The organism is Streptomyces kanasensis, assembly GCF_043077165.1.
Classification (GTDB): Bacteria; Actinomycetota; Actinomycetes; order Streptomycetales; family Streptomycetaceae; genus Streptomyces; species Streptomyces changanensis.
On record NZ_JBIBSF010000007.1, the window covers coordinates 116,959 to 138,296 of the forward strand.

Annotated in this window: 15 protein-coding genes; 6 read left to right on the top strand and 9 right to left on the bottom strand. The window is 74.3% G+C overall.

Features of this window, described 5'->3' with window-relative positions; all coding sequences use genetic code 11:
* Positions 1 to 2 precede the first annotated feature (2 nt).
* Both ACF053_RS18755 and nuoN read left to right on the top strand, forming a co-directional pair.
* Positions 3 to 1,583, top strand: coding sequence for an NADH-quinone oxidoreductase subunit M (locus tag ACF053_RS18755; protein ID WP_391955136.1), 1,581 nt, complete (start codon positions 3 to 5; stop codon positions 1,581 to 1,583).
* Positions 1,580 to 3,232: an NADH-quinone oxidoreductase subunit NuoN gene (nuoN, locus tag ACF053_RS18760; protein WP_391954938.1), complete on the top strand. Its 1,653-nt coding sequence runs from the start codon at positions 1,580 to 1,582 to the stop codon at positions 3,230 to 3,232. The genes ACF053_RS18755 and nuoN overlap by 4 nt, the downstream gene beginning before the upstream one ends.
* 128 nt (positions 3,233 to 3,360) lie before the next feature.
* On the opposite strand, the gene ACF053_RS18765 is transcribed toward nuoN, so the two are convergent.
* Positions 3,361 to 3,891 (bottom strand): hypothetical protein, encoded by a 531-nt coding sequence (locus ACF053_RS18765; RefSeq protein WP_391954939.1) that lies wholly within the window; start codon positions 3,889 to 3,891, stop codon positions 3,361 to 3,363.
* A gap of 248 nt (positions 3,892 to 4,139) precedes the next feature.
* Between ACF053_RS18765 and ACF053_RS18770 the strand changes: the two genes are divergently transcribed.
* Both ACF053_RS18770 and ACF053_RS18775 read left to right on the top strand, forming a co-directional pair.
* On the top strand, positions 4,140 to 5,258 hold the full coding sequence (locus ACF053_RS18770; protein WP_391954940.1) for a helix-turn-helix transcriptional regulator: 1,119 nt from the start codon (positions 4,140 to 4,142) through the stop codon (positions 5,256 to 5,258).
* A gap of 45 nt (positions 5,259 to 5,303) precedes the next feature.
* Positions 5,304 to 6,131: a dioxygenase family protein gene (locus ACF053_RS18775; RefSeq protein WP_391954941.1), complete on the top strand. Its 828-nt coding sequence runs from the start codon at positions 5,304 to 5,306 to the stop codon at positions 6,129 to 6,131.
* A gap of 270 nt (positions 6,132 to 6,401) precedes the next feature.
* On the opposite strand, the gene fahA is transcribed toward ACF053_RS18775, so the two are convergent.
* Positions 6,402 to 7,637 carry a fumarylacetoacetase gene (gene fahA / locus ACF053_RS18780; protein WP_391954942.1) on the bottom strand — a complete coding sequence of 412 codons (1,236 nt, stop codon included), beginning with the start codon at positions 7,635 to 7,637 and terminating at the stop codon, positions 6,402 to 6,404.
* Between the two features lie 414 nt (positions 7,638 to 8,051).
* On the opposite strand from fahA, the gene ACF053_RS18785 reads away from it, so the two are divergent.
* Together ACF053_RS18785 and ACF053_RS18790 are read left to right on the top strand one after the other, a co-directional pair.
* Positions 8,052 to 9,062 (top strand): polyprenyl synthetase family protein, encoded by a 1,011-nt coding sequence (locus ACF053_RS18785; protein WP_391954943.1) that lies wholly within the window; start codon positions 8,052 to 8,054, stop codon positions 9,060 to 9,062.
* Positions 9,063 to 9,227: 165 nt separating this feature from the next.
* The gene (locus ACF053_RS18790) at positions 9,228 to 10,523 is read left to right on the top strand and encodes a LolA family protein (RefSeq protein WP_391954944.1); all 1,296 of its coding nucleotides are present in this window, start codon (positions 9,228 to 9,230) and stop codon (positions 10,521 to 10,523) included.
* A gap of 325 nt (positions 10,524 to 10,848) precedes the next feature.
* Here ACF053_RS18790 and ACF053_RS18795 read toward each other — a convergent pair whose 3' ends face one another.
* From ACF053_RS18795 to ACF053_RS18825, 7 genes are all read right to left on the bottom strand, one after another.
* Positions 10,849 to 12,186 carry a M28 family peptidase gene (locus ACF053_RS18795; protein ID WP_391954945.1) on the bottom strand — a complete coding sequence of 446 codons (1,338 nt, stop codon included), beginning with the start codon at positions 12,184 to 12,186 and terminating at the stop codon, positions 10,849 to 10,851.
* Positions 12,187 to 12,864: 678 nt separating this feature from the next.
* The gene (rarD, locus tag ACF053_RS18800; RefSeq protein ID WP_391955137.1) at positions 12,865 to 13,788 is read right to left on the bottom strand and encodes an EamA family transporter RarD; all 924 of its coding nucleotides are present in this window, start codon (positions 13,786 to 13,788) and stop codon (positions 12,865 to 12,867) included.
* Positions 13,789 to 14,153: 365 nt separating this feature from the next.
* Positions 14,154 to 15,206, bottom strand: coding sequence for a 2-oxoacid:ferredoxin oxidoreductase subunit beta (locus tag ACF053_RS18805; protein ID WP_058944768.1), 1,053 nt, complete (start codon positions 15,204 to 15,206; stop codon positions 14,154 to 14,156).
* The gene (locus ACF053_RS18810) at positions 15,196 to 17,271 is read right to left on the bottom strand and encodes a 2-oxoacid:acceptor oxidoreductase subunit alpha (protein ID WP_391954946.1); all 2,076 of its coding nucleotides are present in this window, start codon (positions 17,269 to 17,271) and stop codon (positions 15,196 to 15,198) included. The genes ACF053_RS18805 and ACF053_RS18810 overlap by 11 nt, the downstream gene beginning before the upstream one ends.
* A gap of 297 nt (positions 17,272 to 17,568) precedes the next feature.
* Positions 17,569 to 18,240: a response regulator transcription factor gene (locus tag ACF053_RS18815; RefSeq protein WP_058944766.1), complete on the bottom strand. Its 672-nt coding sequence runs from the start codon at positions 18,238 to 18,240 to the stop codon at positions 17,569 to 17,571.
* Between the two features lie 106 nt (positions 18,241 to 18,346).
* Positions 18,347 to 19,759: a sensor histidine kinase gene (locus ACF053_RS18820; RefSeq protein ID WP_391954947.1), complete on the bottom strand. Its 1,413-nt coding sequence runs from the start codon at positions 19,757 to 19,759 to the stop codon at positions 18,347 to 18,349.
* A 353-nt stretch (positions 19,760 to 20,112) separates the two neighbouring features.
* The gene (locus ACF053_RS18825; protein WP_391954948.1) at positions 20,113 to 21,285 is read right to left on the bottom strand and encodes a sensor histidine kinase; all 1,173 of its coding nucleotides are present in this window, start codon (positions 21,283 to 21,285) and stop codon (positions 20,113 to 20,115) included.
* Positions 21,286 to 21,338: the final 53 nt, after the last annotated feature.

Here is a 21,338-nt window from a genome sequence, read left to right on the forward strand (position 1 = left end):
CGATGTCCGCTTCGTCGTTCCCCCTCCTCACCGCGACCGCGGTGCTGCCGGCCGCCGGCGCGATCGTCACCGCCGCCGTCCCGGCCGCCCGCCGCACGGCGGCCAAATGGCTGGCGCTGCTCTTCTCGCTCGCCACGCTCGCCCTCGCGGTGGTGGTCCTGGTGCGCTTCGACCCGGGCGGCGCCCGGTACCAGCTCACCGAGTCGCACGCCTGGATCAGCGACTTCGGCGTCCGCTACGAGCTGGGCGTGGACGGCATCGGGGTCGCCCTGATCGCCCTCACCGCCCTGCTGATCCCCTTCGTCATCCTCGCCGGATGGCACGACGCCGACCCCCTGGAGACCAGCTCCGAGCGGTGGCGCCCCACCCAGGGCTTCTTCGCGCTGATCCTCATGGTCGAGGCGATGGTGATCCTCTCCTTCGAGGCCACCGACGTCTTCCTCTTCTACATCCTCTTCGAGGCCATGCTCATCCCGATGTACTTCCTCATCGGAGGCTTCGGGGACCGGGCCCACGCCGGCACCGACGACCGGGCGGCCGCCCAGCGGTCGTACGCGGCGGTGAAGTTCCTGCTGTACAACCTCGCCGGCGGACTGGTCATGCTGGCCGCGGTGATCGGGCTGTACGTCGTCGCGGGCAGCTTCTCCCTCACCGAGATCACCGCCGCGCGCGCGAGCGGCGAGCTGTCCATGGCGACCGACACCGAGCGGCTGCTCTTCCTCGGCTTCTTCCTCGCCTTCGCGGTGAAGGCGCCGCTGTGGCCGCTGCACACCTGGCTGCCGAACGCGATGGGGGAGGCCACGGCACCCGTCGCGGTGCTCATCACGGCCGTCGTCGACAAGGTCGGCACGTTCGCGATGCTCCGCTTCTGCCTCGGCCTCTTCCCCGAGGCGTCGAAGTGGGCCACCCCGGTGATCATCACCCTGGCGCTGGTCAGCATCGTCTACGGGGCGCTGCTCGCGGTCGGCCAGCGCGACATCAAGCGCCTGATCGCCTACGCGTCGATCTCCCACTTCGGCTTCATCGTCCTGGGCATCTTCGCGATGACCAGCCAGGGCCAGAGCGGCGCCACGCTCTACATGGTCAACCACGGCATCTCGACGGCCGCGTTGATGCTGGTCGCCGGGTTCCTGATCTCGCGCCGCGGCTCGCGGCTCATCGCCGACTACGGCGGGGTGCAGAAGGTCGCGCCGGTCCTCGCCGGCACCTTCCTCGTCGGCGGGCTCGCCACGCTGTCGCTGCCCGGCCTGGCGCCGTTCGTCAGCGAGTTCCTGGTGCTGGTCGGCACGTTCGCCCGGTACCCGGTCGCGGGCGTCGTCGCCACCACCGGCATCGTGCTGGCCGCGCTCTACACGCTGGTGCTCTACCAGCGGACGATGACGGGGCCGGTCAAGGAGGGGGTCCGGGCCATGCCCGACCTGCGGCCGCGCGAGCTGGCCGTGGTGGCCCCGCTGATCGCGCTGCTGCTCGTCCTCGGCGTCTACCCCAAGCCGCTCACCGACATCGTCAACCCGGCGGTGCGGCACACCATGTCCGACGTCCAGCAGAAGGACCCCCGGCCCGACGTGGAGGCGGCCAAGTGAGCACTACGGACTTCCACACCCTGTGGACGACGGCGGCGGTCGAACCGCTCGGCAAGATCCCCGCACCGGAGATCGAGTACTCCCAGCTGGCGCCGGTCCTCATCGTGGTCGGCGCGGCGGTCCTCGGCATCCTCGTCGAGGCCGCCGTCCCGCGCCGGGCGCGCTACCACGTCCAGCTGTTCCTCAGCGCGGTGGCGCTCGCCTGCGCGTTCGCCGCCGTCGTCGGCCTCGCCGTCACGGGCCACGCGACCACCAAGGCGCAGATCTCCGCCATGGGCGCCATCGCGGTCGACGGCCCCGCCCTGTTCCTCCAGGGGACGATCCTGCTGACCTCGCTCGTCGCGGTCTTCACCTTCGCCGAGCGGCGCCTCGACCCGGCCCGGCACGGCCACCGCGTCGACTCGTTCGCCGCCGAGGCGGCCGCCGTCCCGGGCAGCGACCACGAGAAGGCCGCGGTCAAGGCCGGGTTCACCACCACCGAGGTCTTCCCGCTGGCACTGTTCGCCGTCACGGGCATGCTCGTCTTCCCCGCCGCCAACGACCTGCTGACGCTCTTCATCGCGCTGGAGGTCTTCTCGCTGCCGCTGTACCTGCTCTGCGCCGTCGCCCGCCGCAAGCGGATGCTGTCGCAGGAGGCCGCGGTGAAGTACTTCCTGCTCGGCTCCTTCGCCTCCGCGTTCCTGCTCTTCGGCATCGCCCTGCTCTACGGCTACGCGGGCTCCGTCTCGTACGCCCGGATCGCGGACGTCGTGGACGGCGCGGTCGGCACGGTCGACCCGGCGCTCGCCGCGACGATGAGCAACGACGTCCTGCTGCTCATCGGCTTCGCGCTGGTGCTGATGGGCCTGCTGTTCAAGGTGGGCGCGGTGCCGTTCCACATGTGGACGCCCGACGTCTACCAGGGCGCCCCGACGCCGGTGACGGGCTTCATGGCGGCGGCCACCAAGGTCGCGGCGTTCGGCGCGATGCTGCGGCTGCTGTACGTGGTCCTGCCGGGGCTGCGCTGGGACTGGCGGCCCGTCATGTGGGGCGTCGCCATCGTCACCATGCTCGCCGGCGCCGTCGTCGCCATCACCCAGACCGACATCAAGCGGCTGCTCGCCTACTCGTCCATCGCCCACGCGGGCTTCATCCTCGCGGGAGTCATCGCCGCGACCCCCTCCGGCATCTCGTCCACGCTGTTCTACCTGGCGGCGTACTCCTTCGTGACGATCGGCGCGTTCGCGGTCGTCACGCTCGTGCGGGACGCGGGCGGCGAGGCGACGCACCTGTCGAAGTGGGCCGGCCTCGGGCGGCGGTCGCCCCTGGTGGCGGCGGTCTTCGCGGTGTTCCTGCTGGCCTTCGCCGGGATCCCGCTGACGTCCGGCTTCTCCGGCAAGTTCGCCGTGTTCAAGGCGGCCGCGGAGGGTGGCGCGGGTGCCCTGGTGGTGGTCGGTGTGATCGCCTCGGCCATCGCCGCGTTCTTCTACGTCCGGGTCATCGTGCTGATGTTCTTCAGCGAGCCGCACCCGGAGGGGCCGACCGTCGCGGTGCCGTCGCCGCTGACCATGACGGCCATCGGCGTGGGCGTCGCCGTGACGCTCGTCCTCGGCGTGGCCCCGCAGTACTTCCTGGACCTCGCCGGCCAGGCCGGGGTGTTCGTCCGGTAGCGGACGGCCTCCGGGCGGTTCCCCGGCGCGCACGGGACGTGCGCGCGGAGCGGCGGCCGGGTGGGACGCGCGGCGACGCGCCCCGCCCGGCCGCCGCCGCGTCCGGCCCCGCTCGGCACGCGGCCCCCCTAGGGGCAGCGCACCTCGGGGTTCCACTCGTGGAACATGCCCTTGGGGTTGGGCTTGTGCAGCCACACGTGCAGGTCGTAGTGGACCTTGACGCCCGCCTCCACGCCCGACGACGGGCCGAGGAAGGGCTGCCCGAACATCACCGGGCGGTCGCCGTCGGTCGCCATGTCCTGGTCGGCGTCCTCCACGAACCACTCCACGCCGACCAGCCGCAGCACGCCGTCCGCGTCCTTCTCGTACATGAGGGCGGCCGGCCTGGTGGGGTCGGTCCGGTTGTTGTGCGCCTCGTTGACGTAGTGGTAGCCCATGGCGCCCTCGCCCTCCCGGGCGATGCAGCCGCGCATGGGCGTGTAGCCGTCCGCGACGGCCCGTTCGACCGAGTGGTACTTCTGCGTCGCGCTGTACGCCGCCATCAGGTCGGCGTGCGCGGCGTCGTCGTCGGCGGCCGTCGCGGGGGCCGGACCCCCCAGCAGCGCCAGGGAGGCTAGGGAGGCGACGGCGGCGGCGGTCATGGGCCCTCTCGGGTTCATGCGGTGCTCCTCGTGGGACGGCGGTCGAGCGCGCGGAGCGCCCGGTGGTCCGGGCGGGACTCCTAGGCAGCATGCGACGCGGCCCCGGTGGTCGCACCCGGGGACGGGCCATCGGACGGAAAGGCCCCTGTCCCCGGCCCGCCCCGCCGTGGCATGGTGACCGGACGCAACTGGTCCAGACCACCGGCCGGGACGGCCCGGCGCGGGGTGGCGGGCCCACGACGGGTTGACGAGGGCGGACGACGGCGATGCGCGGCACCACGGTGTTACCAGGGGAGGACGGCGGGACCGACGGGCGGGGGGCGCTGCCGATGCACCGCCTGGAGGTCCCGATGCCCGACGCGGTGCCGTTCGCGATCGGCACCTTCGACACCATCGGGCCGATGTCCCGGGCCGCCTTCCCCCACCGGCACACCTTCTACGAGATCGTGCACGTCACGGCCGGGCGCGGGGCGCACGTCACCGACCTCGCCCGCTGGCCGCTGCGCCCGCCCCACCTCGGTTTCCTCACCCCCGGTCAGGTCCACCACTGGGAGGGCGCGACCGGCGTGGACGGCTCCGTGGTCCTGTTCACCGAGGACTTCCTGATCGACCATCCCGGCGACCGGCAGCTCCTGCGCCGCCTGGGAGAGCGGCCCTGGCACACCCTGGACGAGCGGGCCGCCGACCGGACGGCCCGGCTCGTCGCCGACCTCCACGAGGAGTACGGCCGCGGCGCCGACGGCCACCCCTCGGTGCTCCGCGCCCTGCTGCACGTCCTCGTCGTCCGCGCGGCGCGGTTGTACGACGCGCACCCCGTCGCGCCGGGCCGCCCCGGGGGGCGGCCGGGGGCGGTCGCGGAGGAGTTCACCCGCCTCATCGGCCGCGGCGACCCGGCGCTGTGGTCGGTGGGCGCCTGCGCGGCGGCCGTCGGCGTGAGCGCCGGACACCTCGCCGAGGCGGTCAAGGCCGCCACCGGCCGCACCCCGGGCCAGCTCGTCCGCGAGGCCCGCGTCCACGAGGCGAAACGTCTCCTCGCCCGGACCGACCTGACCGTCCGGCAGGTGGCCGCACGGGTGGGGTTCGGCGACCCCGCCTACTTCTGCCGCTTCTTCCGCCGCGAGACCGGCGCCAGTCCGGGCGACTTCCGGCGCGGCGCGGAGGCGCGCGGCGGGGCAGGGGCGGCGGGCGGCGGGGACGCGCGGGTGTCCGACCGGGCAGGGGCGGCGGGCGGCGGGGACGCGCGGGTGTCCCGCGGGGGAGCGGCGGGCGGCGGGGGAGGGGAGGGCGGTGGCGGAGGGGCGCGGGACCACGGGCCGTGGACGTGCCGCGATATTCACCACGACCGCCGCGTCCAGTCCATCGTGCGCCCCGGACGGCCTGCGTAGGTTCGGAGCCGTTCCCCTGACCCCCCTCCCGGACGAGGAGCAGGCATGGACGACCAGGAGCCCCGCGACGGGCACCCCACCCGCAAGACCGTGCTGCGCGCCGCCCTCGCGGCGGGCCTCGCCGCCCCCGCCGTGCTCGTCGGCGTGCCGGCGCTGGCCCGCACCGGCGCCGTCCCCGGCGGCGCCACGCCGGAGCTGACGCCCACCTGCGACGACGGGGACGACCCGACGCCGCCGCAGATGGAGGGCCCGTACTTCAAGCCGAACTCGCCCCGGCGCACGTCCCTCGTGGACGCCGGCACCCCGGGCGTCCGCCTCACCGTCACCGGCTGGGTCTTCGGGCGCGGCTGCCGGCCCGTCCCGGGCGTCCTGCTCGACTTCTGGCAGGCCGACGTCAACGGCGCGTACGACAACGCGGGGTACCGCTTCCGCGGCCACCAGTTCACCGACGCCCAGGGCGCCTTCCGCCTCACCACGATCGTGCCGGGCCTGTACCCGGGCCGCACCCGGCACATCCACGTCAAGGCGCAGGCCCCCGGACGACCGGTGCTCACCACGCAGCTGTACTTCCCGGGCGAGCCGCGCAACGCCACCGACCCGCTCTTCGACCCGCGACTGCTGATGAGCGTGCGCGACGCGGGCTCCGGGGCGAAGGAGGCGGCCTTCGACTTCGTGCTGGACGTGCCGCAGACACCCGACCCGACCACCCCGCCGACCACCCCGCCGCCCGGCGGGACCTGGTCGCCGGGGACCGCGTACCGGCCGGGCGACCGGGTCACGTACGGGGGCCGCGGCTACGTCTGCCTCCAGGCCCACACCGCGCAGGCGGGGTGGGAGCCGCCGGGCGCCCCCGCGCTCTGGCGCGCCGGATGACCACCACGGGGTGCGGCTGAGCCATGCGCCGCACGGCCCGGCACCCGGAGCCGGGGTGCCGGGCCACGCCCCGTGGGGCGTGGCCCGCCGGCGTCCGCCGGGACGGCCGGTGCCGCAGCACCGGACGGCCGGTGCGCAGCGCCCGGCGGGACCGGATCCGGCGGGGTGCCGCAGCACCTGACCGGCGCGTGCCGGAGCGCCGGGGGCCGGATCCGGCGGGGTGCCGTAGCACTGGGGCCGGATCCGGCCCCAGTGCTACGGGGCCGGGTGTCAGACCGCCGGAGTGACCCGGCCCGTGACCTCGCCCAGGCCGACCTTGGTGCCGTCCGGGCCGGGCGCCCACGCGGTGAGCGTGACGACGTCGCCGTCCTCCAGGAACGTCCGCTTGCCGCCGGCCAGTTCCAGCGCGTCCCGCCCGTTCCACGTCAGCTCCAGCAGCGAGCCGCGCTGGTGCGGCTCCGGGCCGCTCACCGTGCCCGAGCCGTACAGGTCGCCGGTGCGCAGCGAGGCGCCGTTGACGGTCATGTGCGCCAGCTGCTGCGCCGCCGTCCAGTACATGGTGGAGAACGGCGGCTCGGCCACCACCTCGCCGTTGATCCGCACCGTGATGTGCAGGTCGAAGCCGCCCTGCTCCTCCTCGGCCGCGTCGTCCAGGTACGGCAGCAGCGGGAGGTCGCGCGCCGGCGGGGCCACCCGGGCGGCGTCGAGGGCCTCCAGCGGCGTCACCCACGCCGACACCGACGTGGCGAACGACTTGCCCAGGAACGGGCCGAGCGGCACGTACTCCCACGCCTGGACGTCGCGCGCCGACCAGTCGTTCAGCAGCGTCAGGCCGAAGACGTGCTCGCGGAAGTCGCCGAGCGCGACCGGCCGGCCCAGCTCGGAGGGGGTGCCGACGACGAAGCCGACCTCCGCCTCGATGTCCAGCTTGCCGGACGGTCCGAAGACCGGCGCGGCGTCGGCCGGCGCCTTGCGCTGCCCGCGGGGGCGCACCACGTCCGTGCCGGAGACGACGACCGTGCCGGAGCGGCCGTGGTAACCGATCGGCAGGTGCTTCCAGTTCGGCGTCAGCGGCTCGCCGTCCGGGCGGAACATGCGGCCCACGTTGGAGGCGTGGTGCTCGCTCGCGTAGAAGTCGACGTAGTCGGCCACCTCGAACGGCAGGTGCAGCGTCACCGCGTCGAGCGGGTGCAGCAGGGGCTCGACGTCCGCCCGGTGCGCGGGTGAGGTCAGCCAGGCGGTGAGCGCGCGGCGCACGTCCCGCCACACCCTGCGGCCCGCCGCCATCAGCGGGTTGAGGGTCGGCTGCGCGAGCAGGTCCGCGTACGGGGAGCCGAGCGCGTGCGCCGCGGCGCCGGCGTCCAGCACATGGCCGCCGATCCGTACGCCCACCCTGCGGCGGCCGGGTTCGCCGGCGGTCGAGAACACGCCGTACGGGAGGTTGTGCGGGCCGAAGGGGTCGCCTTCGGGCAGGTCGAGCGGGCTCTGTTCGGGCTGCTCGGGCATCGGTGCTTGCCTCGCTTTCCACGTGTGTGGGGGACACGTTACGGCGGTGCCCGCGCTTCTCCCAGGTGTGGTGGCAGAGGGGCTCGTCACCCTCGCGGCGGCCGGGTTCCGGTGCCCGCCGGGCCCGATCGACCGGACGCCCCGCGCGCCCCGCGCGGGGAGCCGGGCGCCGTCCGGTGGCGGAACGGGAACCTCCGGAACATCCGCGGGGCAGTGCGCGCACCGGGAGGCGGCGCGGACGGTCACGACGGGTCGCCCTCCGACCCATTCCGGTCGTATGTGCCGAGGGCGAACATACCGGGGGTGGCGGGAAGGTGCCCACGGCGTTCCAAACGGGACCGGATACGCTGACGTGAGTGAATCCAGCGACACATCGACAATCCGTGTGATCGTCAGCAGACAGGAGACCTCCTCGTGACCGCAGTCGGGCCGTTCGGGCTGAGCGTGCGGGACCAGGCTCTCGAAGCCGATGTCCAGACCGGGCTGGCGGCGGTCGAGGCTGGGCTCCTCGATGCCACCAAGAGCGACGTCCCCTTCATCACGGAGGCGGCGCAGCACCTGGTCCGGGCCGGCGGCAAGCGGTTCCGCCCGCTGCTCGTGATGCTCTCCGCGCAGTTCGGCGACCCGCACGCGCCCGGAATCGTGCCCGCGGCCGTGGTGGTCGAGCTCACGCACCTGGCGACGCTGTACCACGACGACGTGATGGACGAGGCCCTCGTCCGGCGCGGTGTGGACAGTGCCAACACCCGCTGGGGCAACTCCGTCGCCGTCCTCACGGGTGACTTCCTCTTCGCGCGCGCCTCACACATCCTGGCGGACCTCGGCCCCGAGGCCGTACGGATCCAGGCGGGCGCCTTCGAGCGGCTGGTCACCGGGCAGATCCTGGAGACCGCCGGCCCGCGCGAGGGCCAGGACCCGGTCGAGCACTACCTCGACGTCATCGCCGGCAAGACCGGTTCGCTGGTCGCCGTGTCCGGCCGGTTCGGCGCCATGATGGCCGGTTCCGACGAGCGGACCGTGGAGATCCTCACGCAGTACGGCGAGCGGCTCGGCACCGCCTTCCAGCTCGCCGACGACGTCCTCGACATCGCCTCCGACTCCCACGAGTCCGGCAAGACCCCCGGCACCGACCTGCGCGAGGGCATCGCCACGCTGCCCGTCCTCCACCTGCGCGCGCTCGCGGAGCAGCACGGCCGCGCCGAGGACCTGGAGCTGGTGGAGCTGCTGGACGGCGACCTGACGGACGACGCCCGGCACGCCGAGGTGCTGCGCCGGCTGCGCGCCCACCCGGCGCTGGAGCTGGCCCGCCGGGACACCGTCCGGTACGCGCAGGAGGCGCGGGCCATGCTCGCCCCGCTGCCGGACGGGTACGCCAAGTCCGCGCTCGTGGAGCTGTGCGACCTGGTCGTCCACCGCGCGGGCTGACACCGGCCCGGACCCGGCCGCGCGGCGCCGCCGCGCTCCGCGCGGGTGAGCGTCTCAGGGGTGGGTCATCCCTGAGAGGTACGGCAAGTTGATGCCGCGGGCTGACGCCTCCGGGGCGGTGGTTGGGTGGAATGGTTACCACCACACCACGGAGGTAGCGCACACATGGCACCGAACGACAGCGACGCAAGGACCGCACGGCCCGTGCGCGCGAAGGTCACGCGGTACGCGGTCCCGGTAGCGGTGGCGGGGGTGGCGGCGGCGACGATCGGGCTCGTCCCGGCGCTCGCGGCGGCCGGCGACCCCGACCTGCCGAAGATCACCGCCCAGGAGCTCATAGAGAGGATCGCCGCGTCGGACGTCCAGCAGATGTCCGGCACGCTGAAGGTCAGCACCGACCTCGGACTGCCGTCCGTCGCGGGCCTCGGCGACCTGCTCGGCGACTCGGGGGCGGCCGCGTCCGCCGACGCCCAGCTGATGAAGCTGGCGTCCGGTACCCACACCCTGCGGGTCGCCGCCGACGGCCCGGACCGGCAGCGGCTGACCGTCCAGGACGGCGCCGACGAGTACACCCTCGTCCACAACGGCGGCGAGGTCTGGGCGTACGACAGCAAGGCCGGCGAGGCCGTGCACGAGGAGGCCCCGGCCGGGCACACCGGGCGCGGTGGCGAGCGCGGCCCCGGCGCCGACGCGCGACAGCAGCCGCCCGTCACCCCGGGCGACCTCGCCTCGCAGGCGCTGGAGGCGGTCGACGCCACGACGTCCGTCACCGTCGAGGGCACGGCGCGGGTCGCCGGGCGGGACGCGTACCAGCTGGTCATCAAGCCCCGCCAGAGCGGTTCCACCATCGGGTCCGTGAAGGTGGCGGTCGACGCGCGCAACGGCGTCCCGCTGAAGTTCACGCTCACGCCGCGGGACGGCGGCAAGGCGGCGCTGGACGCCGGCTTCACCAAGGTCGACTTCGCGCGGCCGGACGCCTCGGTGTTCGCGTTCACGCCGCCGAAGGGCACGAAGGTGACGGAGGCGGACGCCGCCGGAGCGGGCTCTGAGGGGCCGGCCGCCGGACTGAAGGAGAAGGACCGCAAGGCCGTCGAGGAGGGCCTGAAGGGGCTGGAAGGGCTGGAGGGCCCGGACGGCTTCCAGGGGCTGAACGTCCTCGGTGAGGGCTGGACCACCGTCGTCGAGCTCGCCGGCCCGGGTGCGGGCGGGGACGCGGCGGCGCCCGCGCCACGGCGCGACGGCGCGGGTGGCGCGGGTGGCGCCGGGGACGAGGACGGACTGCCGCCCGAGGCGCAGCAGTTCCTCGACGGCCTCGGCGACCGGGTCACCGGCTCGTTCGGCTCCGGCATGGTCTTCAAGACCCGCCTGGTCAACGCCCTGATGACGGACGACGGCCGGGTGTACGTCGGCGCCGTGACCCAGCAGGCGCTGGTCGCGGCGGCGAACGGCGCCACGAAGTGACGTCGGCCCGGGCGTGACGGCTGCCGCCCGGGCACGACGTCGGCCCGGGCGTGACGCGCCCCGGGCATGAGGGCGCCCGCCCGCGCCTCGCGGCGGCGGTTCGGAAGGGACGACGGCCTGTCCCGGACGCCAGGGCCGCCGGACCCCGGGACCGCCGCCGCACCCCGAGGCCGCCGGACGCCAGGGCCGCCGCCGGACCCCGGGACCGCCGGGCTCCAGGGCCGCCGCCGGACCCCGGGGCTGCCGCCCGGACCCGACGGCGGCCGTCACGTACGGCAGGGGCCCACCGCACGGTCGCGGTGGGCCCCTTCGGGTGTCGTCGCCCTCAGAAGGTCAGCGAGAAACCGCTGAGGTACCCGGTGTCGTACTGCGCCACGTCCTGGACGCGCAGCCGCCAGGTGCCGTTGGCCGGCTCGCTCGACGCGTCGACCGTGTACGTCTCGCGGACGTTGTCCGCCGAGTCGTTGCCGCTGGAGTTCTTCAGCCGGTACGCCGTGCCGTCCGGCGCGAGGAGGTCGATGACCACGTCGCCGCGCCAGGTGTGCACGACGTCCACCGTGACCCGCAGGGCGGCCGGGGCGTTGCCGGTGCGGCCCGAGACCGTGACGGACGAGGTGACGGGCGTGCCGTTGTCCGGGATGGCCACGTCGGCGGTGTTCTCGTACGTGTCGCCCGCCGGCGGCTCGGTCGCGCCCGCCGACAGCGTCCACACCGCGTGCGCGAGGGCGTCGCTGTTGCGGTCCAGCGCGGTGTCGTTGATGTTGGCGGTGGTGTCGCAGGACGAGTGGTAGCAGCGGTCGAAGGACTGCCCGGCCGTCCCGCCCCACTTCTGTGCCTGGGCGCTCGTCTTGGTCCTGCTGGCACCGGTGAACAGGCCGCCGACCGGGATGCCGACGTTCTTGAACGACGCGTGGTCGGAGCGGCCGTCGCCCTCGGTCTCGATCTCCGTGGCGACGCCGATGCCGGCGAAGTAGTCCTTGAACGTCTTCTCGATGACCGGGTCGTCGTCGTAGACGAAGTAGCCCGGGTTCGGCGAGCCGATCATGTCGAAGTTCAGGTAGCCGGAGACCTTGGCGCGCTCGGTCGTCGGCAGGTTGTTGACGTAGTACTTGGAGCCCACGAGGCCCAGCTCCTCGGCGCCCCACCAGGCGAACCGCAGGTGCTTGGCGGGCTTGAGGCCGGCGCGGGAGACGGCGAGCGCGGTCTCCAGGACGGCGGCCGAGCCGGAGCCGTTGTCGTTGATGCCCGCCCCCGAGGAGACGGAGTCGAGGTGGGCGCCGGCCATGAGGACCTTGTTCGGGTCGCCGCCGGGCCAGTCGGCGATCAGGTTGTAGCCGGTGGCGCCGCTGGTGGTGAACTGCTGCACGGTGGTGGTGAACCCGGCGGCGTCCAGCTTGGCCTTCAGGTGGTCGACGGACGCCTTGTAGCCGGGGCGGCCGTGGGCGCGGTTGCCGCCGTTGGCGGAGGCGATCGATTGGAGCTGCGTCAGGTGCGCCTTGACGTTGGCGAGCGGGATGTCGGGCGCGGCGACAGCGGCGGCCGGTGCCGCCGGGGCCGAGGGCGCGGCGGTGGCGGCGGGCGCGGCGGTGGCCAGCAGGCCCGCGAGGGCGAGCGCGGCGACCGCGGAGGTGCGTCTGGGTATGCCGGACACGGAGTGCGTCATGTGGGGGCTCCGAATTCCGTACGGGGATGGGGACGGAACGAGCGAGACGCCCCGCGACGGCGGCGTCGGCGGGGCGCTGGAGCTGGTGGTACCGGTCTGGTGCCACTGGTGCGCGGTGCGTCGCTGAATGTACATCGACAATTCGACCGCGCGTCAAGGGCGGTTTCCGGTCACCCGGCTCCGTATACCGGACGCGGTGGCGCTACGGGGGCGGCGGCCGTCCCCGGGTGCGGTGCGGACGGCCGGTCACCGTGGCGCGTGGGCCGGCGCGGCGCGGACGCACCCGGCGGGGGCCCGCACCGGGTGGGGCCGCGCACTCCGTGCCGGGGTGAGGCGGGGGCGGCCCGGTACGCGGGGCGTGCGGGCGCGCCCCTCCGCAGGTCCGGGGTGCGCCGGGACGCGGACGGGGTGTGCGGGCGCGCGGGTCGGGAGGGGGCCGGGGCGCGGCCGGGGGCCGTGGGGGAAGCGGCCGTCGTCCGCCCGGTCGCGGCCCCACCGGGGTACGGCGCGCCCCCCCGGGGCCGCACGGGCTCCCCGGGCGCCGCGGGTCCGCGCGGGCCGCCGTCCGGATGCCGGACCGCGGCCGGATCCCGCCGTACCGGGTGACCACCGGCCCCGCCCGCCGGAACGGCCGGTACCGGACCGCCGGCGGCCGTCGCCGCGTCGGGGGAGGGACGGCTAGAGCTTGGGGCGCGTGGACTGCGCGGCGGCCGCCTGGGCCTGGACCACGGCGCGGGAGGCGGCCTCGGCCGCGAGGCGGGCGGCCGTCGCGCGGGTGCGGTGCGCCGTGCGCAGGGCGTCCCACGTGAGCAGGGCCAGCGCCACCCACACCAGCGCGAACCCGGCCCACCGCTCCGGCGGCATCGCCTCGCGGAAGTACAGGACGCCGGCCAGGAACTGGAACACCGGCGCGAGGTACTGGAGCAGCCCGAGCGTCGACAGCGGCACCCGGATCGCGGCCGCCCCGAAGCAGACGAGCGGCACGGCGGTGACGAGGCCGGCCGACGCCAGCAGCGCCATGTGCCCGACGCCCGCCGAACCGAAGGCGGCCTCCCCCCGGGAGCCCAGCCACAGCAGGTACCCGAGGGCGGGCAGGAACTGGATGGCCGTCTCCGCGCCCAGCGACTCCAGGCCACCCAGGTTGACCTTCTTCTTCACCAGGCCGTACGTCGCGAAGGTGAAGGCCAGCACCAGCGAGATCCACGGCGGCCTGCCGTACCCGACCGCCAGCACCACGACCGCCGCGAACCCGGTGCCCACGGCCGCCCACTGCACCGGACGCAGCCGCTCCTTGAGCAGGATGACGCCCATGGCGATGGTGACCAGCGGGTTGATGAAGTAGCCGAGGGACGACTCGACGACGTGGCCGGCGTTGACCGCCCAGATGTAGAGGCCCCAGTTCACGGTGATCACGGCGGCCGCGACGGCTATCAGCCCCAGCTTGCGCGGCTGCCGCAGCAACTCGGGCACCCAGGCCCAGCGGCGCACGACGAGCAGCGCCAGGGCCACCGCCACCAGGGACCACAGCATGCGGTGGGCGAGTATCTCGACCGCCCCCGCCGGCTGGAGGAGGGGCCAGTACAGGGGGAACAGCCCCCACATGCCGTAGGCCCCGATGCCGTAGAGGAGTCCCGCCCTCTGCTCGCCGCCGCCGCTCCTCGCCGCCACCGCGTCCGCCCTTCCCGTCCCGACGTCCGCCGTCCCGGCGACCACCGTCCCGCACCGCCCTGTCCGGTCGACGGTAGCGCCGCACGGGAGGTCGTGTCATGCCCGTTTCGCCATACGGTCATGACGCGTCCATCACGGCGACGGCCCCGCCCGGACCTGCCCCCCGTGCCGGCCCCGTGCCGGCCCCGCCCCGCCCGGAGCGGGCCCCGGCCCGGAGCGCCCTCGCACGCGCCGGGGCCCGGTCCGGGAACCATGGGTTCCGGACCGGGCCCGGGCGGGGACGGACGGGTCGGCCGGCCTCAGCCGACCACCGTCCACGTGTCGTTCCCGGCGAGCAGCGTCGCCAGGTCGCCCTTGCCCCGCTGCTCGACGGCCACATCCAGCTGGTCGGCCATGAGCGTGTCGTACACCGGCCGCTCCACGCTGCGGAAGACGCCGATCGGGGTGTGGTGCAAGGTGTCCGGGTCGGCCAGCCGCGACAGCGCGAACGCCGTCGTGGGCGACTGCGCGTGCGCGTCGTGGACCAGTACCCGCGACGCGTTCTCCGGCGTCACCTCGACGACCCGCAGGTCACCGGTGGCCGGGTCGCGGACGACGCCCTTCGCCCCGTCCGCGCCGAAGCGGATCGGCTGCCCGTGCTCCAGCCGGATCACCGCCTCCTGCGCCCGGTCCTTGTCCTTCAGCGCCTCGAACGCGCCGTCGTTGAAGATGTTGCAGTTCTGGTAGATCTCCACCAGCGCCGTGCCCGGGTGGTCCGCCGCCGCCCGCAGCACCTCCGTGAGGTGCTTGCGGTCCGAGTCCACCGTCCGCGCCACGAACGACGCCTCCGCGCCCAGCGCCAGCGACACCGGGTTGAAGGGGGCGTCCAGCGACCCCATCGGCGTCGACTTCGTGATCTTCCCGACCTCGGAGGTCGGCGAGTACTGGCCCTTGGTCAGACCGTAGATCCGGTTGTTGAACAGCAGGATCTTGAGATTGACGTTCCGGCGCAGCGCGTGGATCAGGTGGTTGCCGCCGATGGACAGGGCGTCGCCGTCCCCCGTGACCACCCACACCGACAGGTCCTGCCGCGAACCGGCCAGACCCGTGGCGATGGCCGGGGCGCGGCCGTGGATGGAGTGCATGCCGTACGTGTTCATGTAGTACGGGAAGCGGGACGAGCAGCCGATGCCGGAGACGAAGACGATGTTCTCCTTCGCCAGCCCCAGCTCGGGCATGAAGCCCTGCACGGCGGCGAGGATGGCGTAGTCACCGCAGCCGGGGCACCAGCGGACCTCCTGGTCCGACTTGAAGTCCTTCATGGACTGCTTGCCCTCGGCCTTGGGCACCAGGGTCAGGGCTTCACTGGGCATCGATGGCCTCCTTCAGCGCCGCGGCGAGCCGCTCGGCCTTGAACGGCATGCCGTTGATCTGCGTGTGGCTGCGTGCGTCGACCAGGTACCTGGCACGGATCAGCAGGGCGAGCTGCCCCAGGTTCATCTCCGGCACGACGACCCTGTCGTACCGCCTCAGCACCTCGCCGAGGTTGGCCGGGAAGGGGTTGAGGTGGCGCAAATGGGCCTGGGCGATCGTCTCGCCGGCGTTCCGCAGCCGCCGCACGGCGGCCGTGATCGGCCCGTACGTCGAGCCCCAGCCCAGCACCAGCGTGCGCGCCCGCCCGGAGGGGTCGTCGACCGCCACGTCGGGCACGGCGATGCCGTCCACCTTGGCCTGGCGGGTGCGGACCATGAACTCGTGGTTGGCGGGGTCGTACGAGATGTTGCCCGTGCCGTCCTGCTTCTCGATGCCGCCGATGCGGTGCTCCAGCCCCGGCGTGCCCGGGACCGCCCACGGCCGGGCGAGCGTCTCCGGGTCGCGCTTGTACGGCCAGAAGACCTCCGTACCGTCCTCCAGGGTGTGGTTCGGCCCCGTCGCGAAGGAGACGCCCAGGTCCGGCAGGTCCGCCACGTCCGGGATGCGCCACGGCTCGGAGCCGTTGGCCAGGTAGCCGTCCGACAGCAGGAACACCGGCGTCCGGTACGTCAGCGCGATGCGCGCCGCCTCCAGCGCCGCGTCGAAGCAGTCCGCCGGCGTCCGCGGCGCCACCACGGGCACCGGCGCCTCGCCGTTGCGGCCGTACATCGCCTGGAGCAGGTCGGCCTGCTCCGTCTTGGTCGGCAGGCCCGTCGACGGGCCGCCCCGCTGGATGTCCACGACGAGCAGGGGCAGCTCCAGCGACACGGCCAGGCCGATCGTCTCCGACTTCAGGGCCACACCCGGCCCGGACGTCGTCGTCACCGCCAGCGAGCCGCCGAAGGCGGCGCCGAGCGCCGCGCCGATGCCCGCGATCTCGTCCTCGGCCTGGAAGGTCCGCACGCCGAAGTTCTTGTGCCGGCTCAGCTCGTGCAGGATGTCCGACGCCGGGGTGATCGGGTACGAGCCCAGGTACAGCGGCAGGTCCGCCTGGCGGGCGGCGGCGATCAGCCCGTACGACAGGGCGAGGTTCCCGGAGATGTTGCGGTACGTGCCCGGGGGGAACGCCGACGTGGCCGGGGCCACCTCGTAGGAGACGGCGAAGTCCTCCGTCGTCTCGCCGAAGTTCCAGCCCGCCCGGAAGGCCGTCACGTTCGCCTCGGCGATGTCCGGCTTCCCCGCGAACTTGCGGCGCAGGAACTGCTCGGTGCCCTCGGTCGGCCGGTGGTACATCCACGACAGCAGGCCCAGCGCGAACATGTTCTTCGACCGCTCGGCCTCCTTGCGGGACAGGCCGAACTCCTTCAGCGCCTCGATCGTGAGCGTCGTCAGCGGCACCGGGTGGACGCGGTAGCCGTCCAGGGTGCCGTCCTCCAGCGGCGACGTCTCGTAGCCGACCTTGGCCATGGCGCGCTTGGCGAACTCGTCGGTGTTGACGATGATCTCGCCGCCGCGCGGCACGTCCGCGAGGTTCGCCTTCAGCGCCGCCGGGTTCATCGCGACCAGCACGTTCGGCGCGTCGCCGGGGGTGAGGATGTCGTGGTCGGCGAAGTGCAGCTGGAACGAGGAGACACCCGGCAGCGTCCCGGCGGGGGCGCGGATCTCGGCGGGGAAGTTCGGCAGCGTCGAGAGGTCGTTGCCGAAGGACGCCGTCTCCGACGTGAAGCGGTCACCCGTGAGCTGCATGCCGTCGCCCGAGTCACCCGCGAAACGGATGATCACCCGGTCCAGACGGCGGACCTCCTTCTCCGAGCCGCGCCGCTGCTCCGGGGTGCCGTGCCGCTCCCCGGCGGTCGTTCCCTCGGTGGCTCCGGCGGGCGCCGCGGTGGTCGTCCCGTCGGTCGCTGCGGCGGTCGTCCCGTCGGTGGTTCCGTCGGTCGCTGCGTCGGTCGTTCCGGCGGCCCGCAGGGCCTCCCGCGCCGTCTCACCCGTCTGCTCGGCCGGGCTACTGACCTGGCTGGTCACTGAACTGGACCTCCCTCGAGACAAGGGGTCTCCCCGCCGTCGGCGGGAGAACGCTCGGAAGACAGCCGGACGACCGGCCGTCCCGAGGCCCACCCTACGTCGGTAAGGGTTCCCTTCCCTGGACAGCTCGAATGATGGACGCCACTCTGAGACGCCCCTTTGTCCTGGAACATCATGCTTGGTCTCCCCCCGTGTGCCACCGGAACGGCACTCCCGGCCCGGTCTTCGGTCTGGGTCCCCTCCGCGGGCGGCGGCGCCGGTGGCACCCGGTCCGGCCACCGCGGGCGGGGCGGCGGATCAGGTGTTCAGGTACGTCAGCACCGCGAGCACCCGTCGGTGGTCGCCGTCGCTCGGCGACAGTCCCAGCTTCAGGAAGATGTTGCTGACGTGCTTCTCGACCGCCCCGTCGCTCACCACCAGCTGACGTGCGACCGCCGAGTTCGTCCGCCCCTCGGCCATCAGACCGAGGACCTCCCGCTCCCGCGGCGTCAGCGCCGCCAGCACGTCCTGCCGCCGGCTGCGCCCCAGCAGCTGCGCCACGACCTCCGGGTCGAGCGCGGTGCCGCCGCGCGCGACCCGCACGACCGCGTCCACGAAGTCGCGGACGTCGGCGACCCGGTCCTTCAGCAGGTACCCCACGCCCCGGCTGCTGCCGGCCAGCAGCTCCGTCGCGTACCGCTCCTCGACGTACTGGGACAGCACCAGCACGCCGATCCCCGGATGGTCCGCGCGCAGCTTCACGGCCGCCCTGACGCCCTCGTCGGTGTGGGTCGGCGGCATCCGCACGTCCGCGACGACCACGTCCGGCGGCGCCCCGTCGGCGACCAGCGCGTCCACCGTCCGCAGCAGCGCGTCCGCGTCCCCCACGCCCGCGACGACGTCGTGCCCGCGGTCGGTCAGCAGCCGGGTCAGACCCTCCCGGAGCAGTACCGAATCCTCGGCGATGACCACCCGCACCCTGTCGTCCACAGCCCTGCGGCCCCCACTTCGATCAGCTCCGGTACGGCGATGTCCACCGTCACCACCAGCATCCCAGCAAGTCCGGCCATGTGGGTGACAGAGCGTTCAACTGTGTTCAACTGCGCCAGGGCAGCTCCGCCGTGACCGTCGTCGGGCCGCCCTGCGGGGAGTCGACGACGAGGAGCCCGTCGACGGCACCGAGGCGTTCGGCGAGCCGCGCGAGGCCACTGCCGGTGGTGGGGGCGGTGGCCGGTTCGGTGGTCCGGCCGGAGGTCGGGGCGGTCGCGGGGGCTTTCGTCGGGCCGGTGGTCGGTTCGGTCGGGGCGGCGCCGCCGCGGCCGTCGTCGGTGACCTGGACGAGGAGGCGGTCGCCGCTGTGCCAGACCTCGACGGAGGCGCGGCGGGCGCCCGCGTGCCGTGAGACGTTCCGCAGCAGCTCGGAGACGGTGACGTAGGCGATCCCCTCGATGGCCGCGGCGGGGCGTTCCGGCAGGTCGACGGTCACGGTCACGGGGACGGTGCAGCGGGAGGCGACGGAGGAGAGCGCGGCGTCGAGGCCCCGGTCGGTGAGGATGGCGGGGTGGATGCCGCGGGCGAGGTCGCGCAGTTCCCGCAGGGCGAGCTTCACCTCGCCGTGTGCCTCGTCGACCATGCGGGCGGCGGCCTCCGGGTCCTCGCCGGCCTTCTCCTTGGCGAGGCCGAGGTCCATCGCGAGTGCGGCGAGGCGGGCCTGGGCGCCGTCGTGCAGGTCGCGCTCGATGCGCCGCAGGTCCGCCGCGGCGGTGTCCGCGGCCACGCCCCGGTCCGACTCCAGCTCCACGACGCGGCTGGCCAGCCGCGACGGGCCGAGCAGCCCGACCACGAGCAACCGGTCGACCCCCGCCAGCGCCCGGATCACCCACGGCGTCACCAGGAGGAGGACCAGACCGACGAGGCAGCTCGCCCCCACGCCGTACGCCGTGTCCAGGACGACGCTGTGCCGCCCGTCCCCGTACAGCTGCACGCCGTCCACCCCCGCGTACAGGGGCAGCAGCCACTGCCAGAGCGGGTACGTGAAGAGCGCCCACGCCGTGGTCCACAGGGTCACCGCGACGGAGAACGCGAAGACCGCCCACGGCATGTGCACCACCGCGTACAGCAGGTGCCGCCACGACGCGCCGCTCTTCAGCGTCGCCCCCATCCACGCGAACGGCCCGCTGCCGGGCTCCGTCCGGGTCCGTACCGGTTCGGGGGCGGCGACCCGGGTACCGAGCAGGGCCCGCGCCCGCGCCCGCTCGACCACCCCGAAGCCCCGGCACAGTGCCAGGCCCGCGGCCAGCACCGGGATGCCGACGAACGTCACGACCAGCCCCGCGCCGACCGCCAGCGCCGTCACGGAGAGCGCGAAGTACAGGACGCCGAGCGGCAGACCCACCACCAGGTGGCAGAACTCGCGCCAGGTGCGGGGGGACAGCGGGGCGGTGAGCCACGCGGGGACGCGCGGCGGACGCGGGCGGCCGGTGGTGTCCGGCCGGTATGCCATGGCCATGAGGGAGATCCGTTTCTGCTCGCGTGGGGTCGGTCGGCGTGGGAGATCGGGGCGTCGGGGGCGGGTGGTGCGTCCGGGCGGGTGCTCCCGGGTGGTGGGTGCGGCGGGGCCGTGCGGGCTCACCTCCTCGGGGTCGGCGGGCTCGGGTCCCGGCCGGCGCGCCCGCCCTTCTCCGCCGACACCTGGGGGGGCGAACCCGCCCGGCCGCGCCTCCCGTCCCGGGCGTCTGACCGGTTGCGAGGGACGGTGGGTGTGGGCGGGGTGGCGGGTGGTGTGGTGAGCCGCCGGGTGCGGGCGTGCGGGGGCTGCCCCGGGGCGTGCGGTCGCCGCGGGACGGGTGCCGTGCGGGAGCGTCAGGGGCGGACGGCCGCCCGGGAACGCCAGGGCAGTTCGGCCGTCACGGTCGTCGGACCGCCCGGCGGGGAGTCGACGACGAACAGTCCGTCGACGGCTCCGAGGCGTTCGGAAAGTCCCGCGAGGCCGCTGCCGGCGGCCGGGTCGGCGCCGCCGTGGCCGTCGTCGGTGACCTGGATGAGGAGGTACTCCTCGGTGCGCCAGACGTCCACGGAGGCGCTCCGGGCCCCGGCGTGCTTCGAGACGTTCTGCAGCAGCTCCGACACCGTGAAGTACGCGATGCCCTCGGTGGCCTCGGCCGGCCGTTCCGGCAGGTCGACCGTGACGGTCACGGGGACGGTGCAGCGGGAGGCGACGGAGGAGAGCGCGGCGTCGAGGCCCCGGTCGGTGAGGACCGCCGGGTGGATGCCGCGGGCGAGGTCGCGCAGCTCCTGCAGGGCGAGCTTCACCTCGCCGTGTGCCTCGTCGACCATGCGGGCGGCGGCCTCCGGGTCCTCGCCGGCCTTCTCCTTGGCGAGGCCGAGCCCCATGGCGAGGGCCACGAGGCGGGCCTGGGCGCCGTCGTGCAGGTCGCGCTCGATGCGCCGCAGGTCCGCCGCGGCGGTGTCCACGACCACACCCCGGTCCGACTCCAGCTCGGCGACCCGCCGCTCCAACTCGTCCGACGGCCCCAGCAGCCCCCGCACCATCACCCGGTCGAGGTTGGCCATGGCCCGCACCAGGTACGGCAGCGCGGGCCACAGCGCGACCAGCGCGACCAGCGTCACCGCGAACGTCAGCACGCCCCAGGGCAGCCGTATGAACCCGAACAGCGCCGCCCGCCACGCCACCGGGTCGCGCAGCAGCGCCCACACCCGGGCCGCGAGGCCGCCGCGCGGCGGAACCGGCAGCCGGCTCGGCTCCTCCATCCGCGTCCCGAGCAGGGCCCGGGCCCGCGACCGCTCCACGCGCCCCATCAGCCGCATCCCCGCCAGCCCGCACGCCAGCAGCGGCAGACCGACGACGGTCACGCTGAGCGCGGCCCCGACCGCCACCGCGACCGTGACGTAGACGAACGCCACGAGGGACACTGGCAGGTTGGAGAGGAGGTGGACGATCTCCTTCCACATGGCCGTCCCGAACCCGATGCGGGAGGGAGGGGCCGGGACGGCGTGGTCGCTGGGCGTGGTCATGGCGACCAGACTGCCCGGCACGGCACCGGCCGCGCCATGGGGGCCGTGGGTGA